The sequence below is a fragment of the Paraburkholderia terrae genome (genome assembly GCF_002902925.1).
GTDB lineage: Bacteria > Pseudomonadota > Gammaproteobacteria > Burkholderiales > Burkholderiaceae > Paraburkholderia > Paraburkholderia terrae.
Genome location: NZ_CP026112.1, coordinates 633073 through 648017, shown reverse-complemented (window position 1 = coordinate 648017; position 14945 = coordinate 633073). Strand labels below are relative to the sequence as shown.

Annotated in this window: 15 protein-coding genes; 9 read left to right on the top strand and 6 right to left on the bottom strand. The window is 60.2% G+C overall.

Annotated features, from left to right (window positions below; all coding sequences use genetic code 11):
* Positions 1–3: 3 nt before the first annotated feature.
* From C2L65_RS19060 to C2L65_RS19050, 3 genes are read right to left on the bottom strand one after another with little or no spacing between them, the layout of a single operon-like run.
* Positions 4–327: a 2Fe-2S iron-sulfur cluster-binding protein gene (locus C2L65_RS19060; RefSeq protein WP_042304572.1), complete on the bottom strand. Its 324-nt coding sequence runs from the start codon at positions 325–327 to the stop codon at positions 4–6.
* A 26-nt stretch (positions 328–353) separates the two neighbouring features.
* Positions 354–1790 carry a glutamine synthetase family protein gene (locus C2L65_RS19055; RefSeq protein ID WP_042304573.1) on the bottom strand — a complete coding sequence of 479 codons (1437 nt, stop codon included), beginning with the start codon at positions 1788–1790 and terminating at the stop codon, positions 354–356.
* Positions 1791–1848: 58 nt separating this feature from the next.
* Complete coding sequence (locus C2L65_RS19050) at positions 1849–3165, bottom strand: aromatic ring-hydroxylating dioxygenase subunit alpha (protein WP_042304574.1); 1317 nt, start codon at positions 3163–3165, stop codon at positions 1849–1851.
* A gap of 385 nt (positions 3166–3550) precedes the next feature.
* Here C2L65_RS19050 and C2L65_RS19045 point away from each other — a divergent pair, with 385 nt between their 5' ends.
* The 7 genes from C2L65_RS19045 to C2L65_RS19015 all read left to right on the top strand — a co-directional run bounded on the left by C2L65_RS19045 (position 3551) and on the right by C2L65_RS19015 (position 9941).
* A complete protein-coding gene (locus C2L65_RS19045; protein WP_007730231.1) occupies positions 3551–4282 on the top strand; it encodes a GntR family transcriptional regulator in 732 nt (243 codons plus the stop codon).
* Between the two features lie 169 nt (positions 4283–4451).
* A complete protein-coding gene (locus C2L65_RS19040) occupies positions 4452–5135 on the top strand; it encodes a nitroreductase (RefSeq protein ID WP_042304576.1) in 684 nt (227 codons plus the stop codon).
* A gap of 144 nt (positions 5136–5279) precedes the next feature.
* Entirely contained in the window at positions 5280–5861 is a 582-nt protein-coding gene (locus C2L65_RS19035; protein ID WP_042304577.1) for an NADPH-dependent FMN reductase, read from the top strand.
* A gap of 313 nt (positions 5862–6174) precedes the next feature.
* Complete coding sequence (locus C2L65_RS19030) at positions 6175–7476, top strand: gallate dioxygenase (protein WP_042304578.1); 1302 nt, start codon at positions 6175–6177, stop codon at positions 7474–7476.
* 49 nt (positions 7477–7525) lie between these two features.
* Positions 7526–8551, top strand: coding sequence for an amidohydrolase family protein (locus C2L65_RS19025; RefSeq protein WP_042304579.1), 1026 nt, complete (start codon positions 7526–7528; stop codon positions 8549–8551).
* A gap of 2 nt (positions 8552–8553) precedes the next feature.
* Positions 8554–9237 (top strand): 4-carboxy-4-hydroxy-2-oxoadipate aldolase/oxaloacetate decarboxylase, encoded by a 684-nt coding sequence (ligK, locus tag C2L65_RS19020; protein WP_042304580.1) that lies wholly within the window; start codon positions 8554–8556, stop codon positions 9235–9237.
* 11 nt (positions 9238–9248) lie between these two features.
* Positions 9249–9941 (top strand): substrate-binding domain-containing protein, encoded by a 693-nt coding sequence (locus C2L65_RS19015; RefSeq protein WP_042304581.1) that lies wholly within the window; start codon positions 9249–9251, stop codon positions 9939–9941.
* A gap of 116 nt (positions 9942–10057) precedes the next feature.
* On the opposite strand, the gene C2L65_RS19010 is transcribed toward C2L65_RS19015, so the two are convergent.
* The 3 genes from C2L65_RS19010 to C2L65_RS19000 all read right to left on the bottom strand — a co-directional run bounded on the left by C2L65_RS19010 (position 10058) and on the right by C2L65_RS19000 (position 12985).
* Positions 10058–10489, bottom strand: a complete 432-nt coding sequence (locus tag C2L65_RS19010; protein WP_042304750.1) for a tautomerase family protein — start codon at positions 10487–10489, stop codon at positions 10058–10060.
* A gap of 140 nt (positions 10490–10629) precedes the next feature.
* Entirely contained in the window at positions 10630–11514 is an 885-nt protein-coding gene (locus C2L65_RS19005; RefSeq protein WP_042304582.1) for a beta-keto acid cleavage family enzyme, read from the bottom strand.
* Between the two features lie 64 nt (positions 11515–11578).
* Positions 11579–12985 (bottom strand): NAD-dependent succinate-semialdehyde dehydrogenase, encoded by a 1407-nt coding sequence (locus tag C2L65_RS19000; protein WP_042304583.1) that lies wholly within the window; start codon positions 12983–12985, stop codon positions 11579–11581.
* Positions 12986–13147: 162 nt separating this feature from the next.
* Between C2L65_RS19000 and C2L65_RS18995 the strand changes: the two genes are divergently transcribed.
* Together C2L65_RS18995 and C2L65_RS18985 are read left to right on the top strand one after the other, a co-directional pair.
* Positions 13148–13444, top strand: a complete 297-nt coding sequence (locus tag C2L65_RS18995) for a DUF1330 domain-containing protein (RefSeq protein ID WP_042304584.1) — start codon at positions 13148–13150, stop codon at positions 13442–13444.
* Between the two features lie 724 nt (positions 13445–14168).
* On the top strand, positions 14169–14945 hold the full coding sequence (locus tag C2L65_RS18985; protein WP_042304585.1) for an enoyl-CoA hydratase/isomerase family protein: 777 nt from the start codon (positions 14169–14171) through the stop codon (positions 14943–14945).

Below are 14945 nucleotides of genomic sequence, written 5' to 3'. Positions count from 1 at the left end.
ATGTCACCCTTGCGTGGGCGGAATGCGGACAACGAGCCCCTCCATCGCAGCCATCATGACGAGCTGGCAGCTCAGTCGGCTTTCGGGCCGCCGCTCGGCGGCAACGCCGTCGAGCAGTTCCAGTTCGGAGTCGTCGGGCAACGGCAGGTCCGCTGTCGACGATGCATCGATATAAACATGGCACGTCGCGCACGAAAGGCAGCCGCCGCATTCGGCATCGATGCCGCGTACGTTGCCGTGAATCGCGGCCTCCATCACGCTGGTGCCGGCGGGTACTTCGATTTCGCGGCGATCGCCGTCGCGCAGAATGTAGGTGACGATAGGCATGACTTCTCTCCTTGATGGGAACGCCATCAGAACGTTTCGAAATACTCGCGGTGTTCCCACTCGGTGACTTCCAGATTGAAGCGATTGATCTCCGCTTCCTTCAGCTTGCAGAAGTAGTCGATGAAGGCGCTGCCGAATCCTTCGCGCAGTGATTCGTCGGCATGCAGCGCGGCGATCGCATCGCTCAATGTGCGAGGCAATGCATCGGCCTGCGTTTCGTAGGGCGTATCCGCAGAGGCGGGCAGTTCGAGTTTGCGTCTGAGTCCGTCCAGCCCTGAGAGCACCTGCGAGCCGAAGTACAGATACGGATTCGCGGCCGGCTCGCCGACACGGTTTTCGATGCGCGTCGCGGGATCGTTTTGTCCTCCCAGCACGCGCAGCATCACGCCGCGGTTGTCGCATCCCCAGTTCGCGCGATCGGGCGCATTCGAGTACGGCCGATAGCGGCGATATCCGTTGATGGTCGGCGTCGACAGTGCGGCTGCGCCCTGCGCGTGCGCGAGCAAGCCTGCGAGATAACGCTGACCGACGGTCGAGAGCGGCGCGTCCGTATTCGTCGGCATGAACGCGTTGCTGCCGTCCGCGCTATGCACGAGCGACTGATGCAGATGCCATCCACTCGACACGACATTCGGAATGCGCGGGCGGCACATGAAGGTCGCGTGATAACCGTTGCGCTGACAGATCTGCTTGACCGCGCTGCGGAACAGAATCATGTCGTCGGCACTCTTGATGCCTCGGGTCGGCGCGAACGTGAACTCGAACTGGCTCGGGCCGTATTCGACTTCGAGCGAGCGCACGGGCAACGCGAGCCCGTCGATGCCGCGCCTGAGCATTTCCATCACGTTATCGACGGCGTCGTAGCGCAGTTCCGTCAGATACTGATAACCGTGCGAAAGGAGCTCGACATCGGGCGGAATGCCCGGCTGTCCCGAATGTTCGGGCTTCATGTTCGGATCGGTGACCTTGAAGACATGAAACTCGACTTCGAGACCGGACACGAATTCGAACCCATGATTGCCGAGTTGCTCCAGCGCACGGCGAAACAGATGACGCGTGCCGAACGGCACGGGCCTGCCGTTCGGAAAATAGACGTCGCACAGCACCCAGCCCGTATGCGGCGCCCACGGCAGAATGCGGAAGGTCTCGGGATCGGCGACCATCAAGGTATCGCAGGCGCCCTGCATTTCAGGCATGTCGAAGCCGCCGCCTGCCGTAAACACGGGGAACACCGTGCGGTGCGAAGTATCTTTGGCGAGCAGCGTGCTCGTCAGCGTGACGCCGGACTTGAATGCGCTGATCGCCTCGTCGACGACGAGCGTCTTGCCGCGCAGCAGTCCGTGCTGATCGGGAAACGAAAAGCGGACCACTTGAACGTCGCTCTTTTTGAGCCGATCGAGTAGCTCGGCGTACGCAGCATGCTGGGCGTCCGTCCACAAACCATGGTTTTCAACAAAAGACATCGTGCTTCACGCGGCAGTTGAACGGCCGCGCGCTCCATTGTGATTGCGGGATACGTCCTCAAGCCTTCGGCGCGGGCCACGGCGCGGCAGCGCGGCGTTGGACGTCGGATGCCTTCCAGTAGTCGTCCCAGCCATCGGCGGGCCCAATGCCGTCGATCGATGCCGGTCCCGTCAGATGAGCCGCCTGCTGTTCGTCGATCATCATCAGCGTCTTCTCGCCGGCGCGCGTCTTCTCGATCGCCTCGACGAGCAGACGACGGTACGCGATGATCCCCTTGTCGGTCGTGCCCAGATGCTCGCGCGTGCGGTCCTGGATCGCGCCCTGCGATTCGACGGCCCACTGGTCATGGACGTTGATGTCGAAGCCCATGCCCGTGTAGGTCTGGGTCTGTTGCTCGTCGATATCGAAGCCGTAGTGATTGCGTTTGTTCTTGCGCGATGTGTAGTCGGGCAGCTCATACAGTTCGAGCCGTTGCGCGCGCATCTGCGCCTTGTCGGTCGGCGCGCCGAAGCTCGTGAAGATCGCGTACCAGTAACAGTTCTCGTCGTCGACGGGCACGTGCCATTGCGTAATCGTCATCTCCGAGCTCATCGGAATCACGAACGCCTGCGGAAACACGACGTTGGTCACGCGCACGTGCGTCTGCTGGTCGTCGAGCGGGCGCTTTGCGATCAGCCGAAGGCCATAGTCGGCCGGACTGACGAGAATCTCGGGCGACTCGTACTCGCGCAGCACCTTCGTGATCGGCATATCCGAATCCGCTGACGCGCCGCGAAACTGCTTGCCGTAGCTGTCGCTCACGTCCTCGTCTTCGAAGAAGCGATGCAGGAACGATGCGTGGGCGGGATCGATGCCGACTTCGAGCGCCTGCAGCCAGTTGCATTCGAACAGCCCCTTGAAGGCGAACGTGTATTCACCCGGCGCGGCAAAGCAGTCGAAGTTCGGGAAGGCTGGCGGCTCGCCGCCGCCGATGTAGGCGAACAGGATGCCGCTGCGCTCGACCACGGGATACGCGCTTTGGCGGACCTTCTTGCAGAGCGTGCTGCCGATGGGTTCGCCGGGCGTCGACAGACAGCTTCCGTTGACGTCGAAGAGCCAGCCGTGAAACGCGCAGCGCAGGCCGCCCGCCTCAAGGCGGCCCGCCGCCAGATCCGCGCCGCGATGCGGGCAGTCGCGATCGAGCATGCCGTAGCGGCCCTGCTCGTCCTTGAATACGACGAAATCCTGCCCCATCAGCCGCACCGCGCGGACGGGCCGCTGCGCGGGCAACTCCTCCACCAGAGCCACGGGCTGCCAGTAGTTGCGCAGTAGCTGGCCGGCGGGCGTGCCTTCGCCGACGCGCGTGATCGTGTCGTTTTGCTGGGAACTCATCATGGCCTGTCTCCGGTTGACCTGAATGCATGAGGCGGGTTGCTGTATGCAATATCGCCTCCGGTGAGCACGAAGAATAGAGTCAAGAATTCATAAACTCAATCATTGCATACACGATCTGTCGGCCAGAATCTCATATTCACCATCAAAAGCACGATCTTTATGCGCATATGCCGTTGATATATATAGCTATTTTTGAACTTACCAGGATTTTCCCTGGCAAGCGCATTCGAGGCTCGAAATTCACGGATCAGCCAACGTTGCATACATTTCAGAACAACATGTCGCCAAGCCTCGCATTTTTCGACCCCACCCCACCTCGCATGCCCTACAATCAGACGCACGAAGTCCGCCGCGCCTAACCCGGCAAAGAGCACCGGAGAATGAAATGGAATCCCAGCAAGAACGTGTATTGGTGTATCTGCGCGACCTGATCCTCAAAGGCGAATTCGCCCCAGGCGAGCGCCTCGGCGAAGTTGCGCTCGCCGAGCGGTTGCAGGCATCGCGCACGCCCGTTCGGCTCGCGCTCACCACGCTCGAACAGGAAGGCCTTGTCGAGCCATCCCCGGCGGGCGGCTATGTGATGCGGCGCATCACCGCCGCGGAAATCGCGGATGCCATCGCGGTGCGCGGGCATCTCGAAGGCATGGCTGCGCGTCTCGTGGCCGAACATGGCGTGCCGCGCCAGTTGTCGAACGCGCTGAACGAATGTCTGCGCGGCGGCGACCGGTTGCTCGCGAAGTCCGAACTCGACCTCGACGACTACGCTGCATACACGGACATGAATAGCCGGTTTCACAAGCTGATCGTCGAAGGCTCGGGCAACGCGGCGCTGATCCGCGCGATCGAAATGAACAACCGTCTGCCGTTCGCCGCCGCAAGCGCGATGCTGCCGATGCAATCCGCCATCGACGAAGGCCGTCAATGGCTTTTCATGGCACATCAGCAGCATCACAGCCTCGTGCAGGCGATGGAACGCGGCGAAGGCACACGCGCGCAGTCGCTGGCGACGGAGCACGTGCAGATCGCGCAACGAAATCTGACCTATGCGCTCGAACGTCCAGAGGTTTATCTGAAACTCGCGCCTGCGTTGCAGCTTGTCGCGGAGGCGGTTTTATAAGCGCCGAGTCTCTACACGTACCGACTGTATTGCGTCGCAACCCTCTTTAGACGCTGGCTGGCAAATCCCATCTGCTGCAAGTTGAACTTGCAGCTTTTTCACCGCAGTCCGCGCCTCGCCTGTGTCATCATCGGCTCAACATTTTCAAAGCCGTGGAGACCGGTCGCAAATGAATTCGGATGCCTATATTGTCGACTCCATTATCCGATCGCGGAAAGCTGTTCGGGTCTTTCGTCCAGACGCTGTTTCGAAAGAGGACGTCATCGCCATTCTCGACGTCGCACGCACCGCGCCCAGCAATTCGAACACGCAACCATGGCGCGTTCACGTTCTGGGCGGCCAGATCAAACAGCAATTCAGCGACGCGCTAGCGCGTGCTCATGCGGATGAAACGCATCCGCCGCTGCAACACATGCCGGACCCTTTACCTGACTCATTCCGCGCGCGGCAGGAGGATTTCGGTGCGCGCTACTACGGCGCACTGGGCATCGACAAATCGGACGTTGGTGGACGTTCCCGGGCAACAGGCAGAAACTTCGATTTTTTCGATGCCCCCATCGGCATGATTTTCACGATCGATGCCCGCCTGAAGAAGCACAGTTGGCTCGACTATGGGCTGTTCCTTCAAACAGTCATGATTGCGGCTCGCTCTCGCGGACTCCATACGTGCCCGCAGGTCTCGTTCGCGCGTTACCAGTCGGTCATCGCCAGGCAACTTGCGCTTGAACCAGGCCACGAGGTGGTCTGCGGGATGTCTCTCGGCTATGCGAATGAGGATTCCATCGTGAACCAACTCCAGATCCCGCGTGAGTCGGTCGACGGGTTCGCAAGGTTCGCCGGGCTCGACGAATAGAACTGACGTACGTCTTGCAAACACGCCCGCCAACGCGGTGCGTGCGCGTGATCGCATTGACGCATTGAGCCCGTGGGACCATTGGCCGCGTCACGCAACCGACATTCTTTCCCTCGCTGTTCTCAACATCTTCTCATCAGAATCATGACCATCAAAGTTCTTGCCCTATGCGGAAGCGGCCGCCGCGATTCGTTGAATCGCAAACTTCTGGACGTAGCAGCGCGCGGCGCGCATGAGGCCGGCGGCGAGATTACATTTATCTCGTCGGCGGACTACCGGTTGCCACTGTATGAAGGCGACTTCGAACACGAACACGGCGTGCCTGACAGCGTGAGGAATCTGCAGCGACTGTTTGCGGAACACACCGCGCTTCTGGTTGCATCGCCGGAGCACAACGGCGGTTACACGGCGTCACTCAAGAACACGATCGACTGGATCAGTCGCCCTCTTGCGAGCGGTGAGCCCGGGATTCGGCTAATCGCAACGAAAGTGGCCGCCGTGGTATCCGCATCGCCAGGACCGATGGGCGGTGTTCGTTCGATGCTCGGCATGCGAGGCGTGCTTGAAAAGCTGGGCGCCATCGTTATTCCGCAAGGATTTTCACTTGGCGCCGCGCATCTGGCATTCACCGAAGCGGGTCGCCTCTCCGACGAAAAGGCGGACGCCGAGGTCCGACTGGTTGGCGCCCGCTTGGTTGAAACGACACGGCAACTCTCCCGACAATAAGCAGAAAGGGGGTGCGCAACCCATACGCCAAGTCGGCCGATCGAATCTGATGCGTAACTGACACCCCCTACTCGTTGCTTTTAACCAGGTTGGGTATCTAAAATATTTATCGGTAAGAAAATTTCGATGGTCGGCAGAGGGCTTTGCCGACCGTGCTTCGCGCCTGCTGCCCCGCCTGAAGACATCATAACTAGCCGTAGAACCGTGGTTGACACACCCGAGACCGCTGTTATCTCATGCGTTTATTCAATGCGGGATTTGCTTCGTGGACAGACCGTCTTGCGAAGCGACGCGTGTCACGGGACTTACGGCTATGGCAAAAATCATCGGCGGGCTTGCCGCATCACATACTCCGACGATCGGCTTCGCGTTCGACAAGAACAAGCGGGACGACCCGGTCTGGGCGCCAATCTTCGAGAATTTCGCGCCGCTGGCAGACTGGCTCGCGGAGAAGCGCCCCGACGTGCTGGTCACGATCTATAACGACCACGTCACGTCGTTCTTCTTCGATCACTATTCGGCGTTCTCGCTAGGCGTCGGCGAACAGTGGCAGGTCGCCGACGAAGGCGGCGGCGCACGCGATTTGCCCGCCATCAAGGGCCATCCGCAATTCGCCGCGCACATCGGCAAGTCGCTGATGACGGACGAGTTCGACATGTCCTTCTTTCAGAACAAGGCGCTCGATCACGGCTGCTTCTCGCCCCTGTCGATGCTGTGCCCGCACAAGCCGGAATGGCCCGTCAAACTCGTGCCTCTGCAGATGGGCGTTCTGCAACTTCCCGTGCCCAGCGCGCGGCGCTTCTACAAGCTCGGTCAGGCGCTGCGCCGTGCGATCGAAAGCTATCCGGAAGACCTGAAAGTCGCGATTCTCGCGACGGGCGGCCTCTCCCACCAGGTGCATGGCGAACGCGCCGGCTTCAATAACACCGAATGGGATCAGCGCTTCCTGGACCTGTTCGAGCGCGACCCCGAGCAGCTCGCGAACATGACGATCGCTGAATATGCGGAACTCGGCGGCTATGAAGGCGCGGAAGTCGTCATGTGGCTCACGATGCGCGGCGCGCTGTCGTCGAACGTGGTCTGCAAGCACCGCAGCTACTATCTGCCGTCGATGGCGGGCATCGCGACGGCGATTTATGAAGGCGAAGACAGCGAGCCTAATCCGGCCATCGTCGAACGGCATCGCCAGAAGATGGCGGTTGAACTCACCAATGTCGAGAAGCTCGACGGCACGTATCCGTTCTCGATCGAGATGGCCGTGCGCGCGTATCGGATCAACGATTACCTGCATCGCATGGTCGAACCGGAGCATCGCGAAGCGTTCAAGCGTGACGAAGAAGCGAGCTTTGAGGTGGCAGGCCTGACCGAGCAGGAGCGCGACCTGATCCGCCGGCGCGACTGGCGCGGACTGCTCCACTATGGCGTGATCTTCTTCATGCTGGAGAAGCTCGGCGCCGTGACAGGCGTGTCGAATCTGCACATCTACGCCGCGATGCGTGGCGAAACACTCGAAGAATTCCAGAAGACCCGCAACGCGCCCGGTGCGCTTTATTCGGTAGCCGGCAAGGGTAGTCAAAGCCTTTCATGGGACAAGTCCGGGTCGCCCAAGCAGTAGACCGCACGGACGCCTAGCCATTGCACTGACAGAGACAGAGACAGCAACGATGATCATCGACATTCACGGCCACTACACCACTGCACCGAAAGCGCTGGAAGCCTGGCGCAACCGCCAGATCGCGGGCATCAAGAATCCGGCTGAGATGCCGCACGCGTCCGAACTGCGCATTAGCGACGACGAGTTGCGCGAATCTATCGAGAGCAACCAGCTTCGGCTGATGCGTGAGCGTGGCCTCGATCTGACCATTTTCAGTCCGCGTGCGAGCTTCATGGCGCATCACATCGGGGACTTCGAGGTCTCGAGCACGTGGGCGGCCATCTGCAATGAACTGTGCTTTCGCGTGAGCGAGCTGTTCCCGGACAACTTCATTCCGGCCGCGATGCTGCCGCAGAGTCCCGGCGTCGATGTCAAGACCTGTATCCCCGAACTGGTGAAGTGCGTCGAACAGTATGGCAATGTCGCGATCAACCTGAACCCGGACCCGTCGGGTGGTCACTGGACCAGCCCGCCGCTGTCGGACCGGTACTGGTATCCCATCTACGAGAAGATGGTCGAATACGATATCCCGGCGATGATTCACGTCAGCACGAGTTGCAACGCGTGTTTTCACACTACCGGTGCGCATTATCTGAACGCGGATACGACCGCGTTCATGCAATGCCTCACTTCGGATCTGTTCCAGGATTTCCCGACGCTGCGCTTTGTCATCCCGCACGGCGGCGGTGCTGCGCCCTATCACTGGGGACGCTTCCGTGGGCTTGCGCAGGAGTTGAAGAAGCCGCTGCTCAAGGACCATCTGCTGAACAACGTGTTCTTCGATACCTGCGTCTATCACCAGCCGGGCATCGACCTGCTGACGCGCGTGATCCCCGTCGAGAACATTCTCTTCGCGAGCGAGATGATTGGCGCCGTGCGAGGCATCGACCCTGAAACGGGCTTCAATTACGACGACACGAAGCGTTATGTCGAGGCAGCGGCCATCGACGCAGAGGACCGTTACAAGATCTACGAGGGCAACGCGCGACGTGTCTATCCGCGTCTGGACGCAGCCCTCAAGGCAAAGGGAGTTTGACTATGTATGAAATGGGCGTTGTCTACCGCAACATCAAACGCGCGGACAAGGAAGTTGCCAGCAAGCTTGGCGCCTTGGGTTCTGCCACCGTTCACGAGGCAATGGGTCGTACCGGTCTGCTCAAGCCGTACATGCGCCCTATCTACCCTCACGCCCAGGCGTGCGGTACAGCGGTCACGGTCCTGCTGCATCCCGGCGACAACTGGATGATGCACGTCGCCGCTGAACAGATTCAACCCGGCGACATCGTCGTTGCAGCCATCACAGCGGACTGCACCGATGGCTACTTTGGCGATCTGCTGGCGACCAGCTTCAAGGCGCGTGGCGCCACAGGTCTCATCATCGATGCCGGTGTGCGCGACGTAAAAGTTCTTGAGGAGATGGGTTTCCCCGTCTGGAGCAAGGCGATTTCTTCGAAGGGCACGATCAAGGCAACGGTGGGCTCGGTCAATATCCCCGTGGTTTGCGCTGGCGCACTCGTTTCACCTGGCGATGTGATCGTCGCGGACTTCGACGGCGTGGTCGCCGTTCCTGCGTCTGCCGCCGCCGCGGTACTCGACAAGGCGAGCGCGCGGGAGGCACTGGAAGCAGAAAAACGCGCGAAGCTCGCTTCCGGTGTTCTGGGACTCGACATGTACAACATGCGAGAACCGCTGAAGCAGGCCGGCCTGCGTTATATCGACTGATTGAGACAGGTATGTCGACTGATTCATTGACCGTCATTTCGTCGATGGCGACGCGTCATGTTTTGACGCAACTCGCGCAGGCGTACGAGGCTGTGTCCGGGCAGCGCGTTTCGATTGTGTCGGTAGGCGGCGTTGAAGCGGCCCGGCGCATTCAGGAAGGCGAGCGTTTCGATGTTGTCGTTCTTGCGTCCGATGCGCTCGATCGGCTGGAGCGCAATGGTCACGTCATCTCTGGAAGCCACGTCGGTGTTGCGCGCTCGGAGGTGGCGGTCGCCATCAAGCACGGAGAGCCGCGTCGGGACGTCAGTTCAGAATCCGCTGTACGCGATGCCGTGTTGCGCGCCCGGACGATCGGGTATTCGACGGGACCGAGCGGGACGCATATCATCAATCTGCTTCGGCAATGGGGCATTGCTGACGTCATCGCGGATCGGATCGTCGAGGCGCGGCCCGGTGTACCCGTTGGCAGTCTCGTCGCTGAGGGAAAGGTCGAACTCGGCTTCCAGCAGCTGAGCGAACTTGTCCACGAACCTGGCATCGATATAGTCGGCATGCTTCCAGCAGCGATCCAGGCTGTAACGGTCTTTTCAGCGGCTATCTGCGCAACGTCGGAGCAACAGGAAGTCGCCAAAGCTTTCCTGAACCATCTCGCTTCCGCGGACGGCGATCAAGTGAAAATCACGCACGGAATGGCGCCTGTCTGACTTTTGTGTCAATCAGCGAAAAGCCAGGAGATTGCCAGAGTCTGCGGTGACGGCCGTGCCTTCACCGCAGTCTGTCAAATCTCGCGTCCGAATCGCATTAAACGAAACTAACCCATTCACCCTTCGCTCGGATCATACGGCGAAACGCAGTTCTCAAGCTTCCATTTCTTCTCTGCGTCCGTATCAGGCCGAGGCGGTCGAATACCATCGATCAACCACAGTTCTCGCGGCGTTTCGCCGACGTGCAACTCGTAGTGGTAGCCCCGCTCCTGGACGAATGGCGCTATCGCTGCATTCGCCTTGCGCAGCCAGGACTCCGTCCACACGACGTCCTTGGCGATGTGTCTGGCGAACTGGTCCAGTCTGATTCTCACAAAGTCGTCTCGTGACACGCCTCCCATGTAGAAGGAGTCCTTCGGCTGTTCATGAAACAGGACGCCTACGTAGAAGCGAGGAATGATGTAAATGTCGGCGATACGGTTGGCCATCTCCAGCTTGTCATCTGCCGTGTAGGCGCCGACGGGATGATAGATATTCCACAAAGGCATTTTTGTCTCCATGCATCAATAGATGCCGCGTTTCTTATGTCAGAACATCTGGGTCTCTTGCGAGAAAGGATGACGTTGACATGAGTGAGGCGGCGGTATCGGTAGTCCAAGGATAGGCTACCGGTGAAAACCAGTGCGCTCTATTGGCGACGCGCAAGGCCGAGTATGCTGCGAGCCTCGTCAGGCGTTGCCACGTCTCCTCCGATGCTTTTGATGATATTCACCGCACGCTTAACCAGCGCCGCGTTGCCTGGCGCCAGTTCCCCTTTGGCAAGATACAGATTGTCTTCGAGGCCTACGCGGACATGGCCGCCAAGAATCACGCTCTGCGCCACGATAGGAAATTGGGCGCGCGAGATGCCGAACGCCGACCAATGCGCGCCCTCGGGCAGATACCGCTTCATCTCAAGCAGGCTCTCGGTGTCGGCGGACGCGCCCCATGGCACGCCCAGGCACAACTGGAACAGCGGAGCCTTCAGAACCCCTTGCGTTTCGATCAGGTGGCGCGCGAGGCGCACGTGCCCGAGATCGAATACCTCGATCTCCGGCTTCACGCCTGCTTCCTCGATCAAGGTTGCCATCTTGATCAGATGGTCGGGCACGTTCACGAATGCGCGAGTGCCGAAGTTCATCGTGGCTACGTCGAGCGTGCAGATTTCCGGACGCAATTCGAGCACATGCTGCACGCGTGCCTCAGGCGTCATCATCGTACTCAGTTCACTGCCCCGGTTCGGGTCTTCGTCGCTGGGAACGAAACGCGCGCCCGGGCCCGTCGTCAGGTTGATCAGAATCGGGCACCCGCTATCGCGGATACGCGAAACCACTTCTCTGTAGTGCGACAGCTCCGTGCTTGGAACGCCAGTCCTGGGGTCGCGAACGTGAATGTGAGCGATGCTCGCACCGGCTTCACATGCAGCAATGGCCTCATCGGCAATTTGCTTGGGCGTAACGGGCACGGCAGGGTTGAGCCGCGGCGTATCGTCACTTCCAGTGAGTGCGCAACTGATAATCGTCTTGCTTGTCATAGTGTTCGTTCAAAGAGAATATGAATGAAGCGCCACAATCGCGCGCTTCGCCATGGGCGCCGCGTCAGGCGGCCCGCGCGGGGCCGAACGGTGCCACCCCGACGGGCGCAACCTTGATCAGCTTCTTGTTGACGAACTCGTCGAAGCCAAGCTGGGAAAGCTCCCGACCAAACCCTGAACGCTTGACGCCACCGAACGGTAATTCCGCCGACGTGCCGAAAGGCTGATTGACGAACACCATGCCGCTGTCGATCTGCGCCGCGACCCGCTCGCCGCGTTCGGTATCCGCGGTGAACACCGAGGCCCCGAGACCGAACGGCGTGCCATTGGCGAGCGCAATAGCGGCGGCTTCGTCCTCGACCACGTGGAAAGCGGCGACCGGGCCGAACAGTTCTTCGGCGAAGACGGGATTTTGCGGCGTGATGTCGGTGAGCACTGTCGGTTGCAAGTAGAAGCCAGGGCGCTCGACGCGCTTGCCGCCACACACGATACGCGCACCCTGCGAAGTCGCGCGCTCGATCTGCTCGAGCAGCAGGTTGAGTGCGCGCTCGGACGAAACGGGGGCGACGGCGGTCGCTGAATCGGCTGGATCGCCGGTCTCGAGCGCGGCCATACGCGTCGCGAAGCCATCGAGGAATGCGTCGCCGCGTGCCTTGCCAACCACGATGATGCGCTTCGAACTGACGCACAGTTGGCCTGAATTGAACATGCGGCCCGCGACGGCGCTTTGGATTGCCCAGTCGAGCGGCGCATCCTCCAGTACGATGAACGGATCACTGCCGCCCAGTTCGAGCACGACCTTCTTCAGATTGCGGCCGGCACGCTCGGCAACTGCGGCACCTGCACGCTCGCTGCCCGTCAGCGTCACACCCTGGACGCGCGGATCGTCGATGACGCGCCCGGCCTGTTCAATCGAGATGAACAGATTCGTATATACGCCATCGGGCGCACCCGCTTCCTCGAACAGCCGCGCGAATGCCAACGCCGATTGCGGCACGTTTTCCGCGTGCTTGAGCAGCAGGACGTTGCCCACCATCAGTTGCGGTCCGGCTACCCGCGCAATCTGGTAGTACGGCAAATTCCACGGCTCGATGCCGAGCAGCACGCCGACCGGCTCGATATGCACCGCCGCGCCGGGCGCTTCCGCGAGCGGACGGGGCTGCAGATAGGCTTGTGCGTGCTTCGCGTAGTAGTCGAGGATGCTGGCCGCCGATTCCACTTCCCTTAGCGCTTCCCCGCTGCGCTTGCCCATTTCCAGCGTCAGATAGCCAGCGTATTCGACAGCCTTTTCCCGCAGCAGCGCCGCCGCGCGCGACACGATGCGTGCCCGATCGCTGACCGGACGGCGGCGCCAGTCGGTTTCAAAAGCGCGATGCGCCGCAGCAAGCTTCGTTTCGAGCAACGCGTCGGATATGTCGTCGTAGGTGGCGAGCAGTTCGCCAGTGGCAGGGTTGATGGTCGTGTACGGCATGAGGTTCTCCGTGAAAAGGATAGCGTCGAGTCATCGCGTGACTTTATGCTAACACCGTTAACACCATTTTTGCACACGCTTTTGACGCCAGGAATAACCCTCATGGAACTTCATGTTAACGGTGTTACTATAGTCGGGTGTTCTTTCAACTGAGGAAGCGAAATGGCAAAGGGATATTGGGTGGCGGCGTATCGAGCGGTTCATGACGCAAGCAAGCTCGCGGCATACGGCGTCCTGGCGACAGAGGTGGTCAAAGCGGCGGGCGGAAAGTTCCTGGTGCGAGGCGGAGAGGTCGTTGCGTTTCAAGCGGGTCTGAAGGAACGGACGGTCGTGGTCGAATTCCCGAGCTTCGAACAGGCTCTTGCCACGTTTCAGAGTGAGGCTTATCAGAAAGCGTTGGCCGTACTGGGGGACGGAGCCGAAAGGGACGCGCGTGTTGTCGCAGGCGTCGACTACTGACGCTCATTGAAGAGCCGCCCGCGCTTCTGACGGCACGGGCGCTGTCCATTATGGAGCAGCCAGCATTCGACCAGTGTGACGATATGACTGTCGACTCATGCGACGCCGGCATCAAGTTCAATCCCAATACGCGGATTTCCCTGCCGCACTGTTCCAATCGAGGATTTCCGGAGAAAGTTTTGGCTGATGGACAAACGTCGTTACGCGCCCTGGTCGAGCATTGGCTTGCACCCGGTAAGACGCAGCGGGTCAGAGTCGTCGAGTTTCGGAATAACAGAGTCAGACAGCAATGCTATGTACGTGTCGAGGTGTTGAAGACAGGCGAGCGCATGGCGATGTTCTTCTTCCGGCACCAGGATGGCATATGGCGCGTATTTCCCCCTGCTCGCGTCCGGCCCGCGATGGGCTTCAGTCTTAGTTTTACTCGCTAACGGAATCAACGTGATGTCTTGACGAACAAACGTGCGTCGAGCGGATCATGATGTTCTGCTATCTATTTCGTTATGCGATCAATTTCGAATTACGGCTGCACTGCAACGTTCGAATGATCGCACCCAAGGCTGTCTTTCCAACGACAGAGAAACGAACCTCTCCACGCGTTACTTATTGAGTGCCCCGGTCTGCGTAGTGGCCAGGGAAAACGCGACTATCAACACATCACCCCAATGTTATGCTTGTTAACATGAAAACCAGAAGCACCTGAACCAGACAAAATGGAGCAACAATGGACGAAGCAATTGTTCTGAAAGAAGTCAAAGGTAACGTGACGGTCCTTACGATGAACCGCCGCCCACATAACCTGATGGGCCCGACGCTGTATCGCGCGCTACTCGATGAGTTCGACGCGGCGGTGAAACGCGGCTCGCGCGCAATCCTGCTGCGCAGCGGTCTGCGGCACTTCTCGGCCGGCGCCGAAGTGTCCCTCTTCCCGGATCGCATCGCCAGGCAAGGCCAGGGGCTGATGGACCCGCTCGACGTGCTGCGCGGCTTCGAGACACTGCCGATCCCCATCGTTGTCGCGGTGAACGGCACCTGCCTTGGCGGCGGCTTCGAAGTGGCGCTCGCTTGCGATTTCAGCGTAGTCGCCGAGTCGGCCAGGATCGGATCAGTCGAGGTCGCGCTGGGCCTGCATCCGCTGCTCGGCGGTATCCAGCGTCAGGTGATGCGTGCCGGCCCGGCACGCGCAAAAGAACTTGCGATGCTCGGCCGCCGATACGACGCGGCGACGCTCGAACGCTGGGGCTTGATCAATCTCGTCGTGCCCGACGACAAGCTCGATGAAGTCGCGCTGTCCGTTGCGCAGGAACTCGCGGCCGGTCCGACCGTCGCGCATGCCGCCACCAAGCAGCTCGTGCGGGTCGCGGTCAACGAAGGTGTCGCTGCCGCCGACGAAGCAATGTTTGAACTGCAAAAGCCGGTCTGGGCGTCGCACGATCTCAAACGTGGACTGGAGGCCTTCAATACCGCCGGCCCGGGTACCGCCATTTTCGAGGGGAATTGA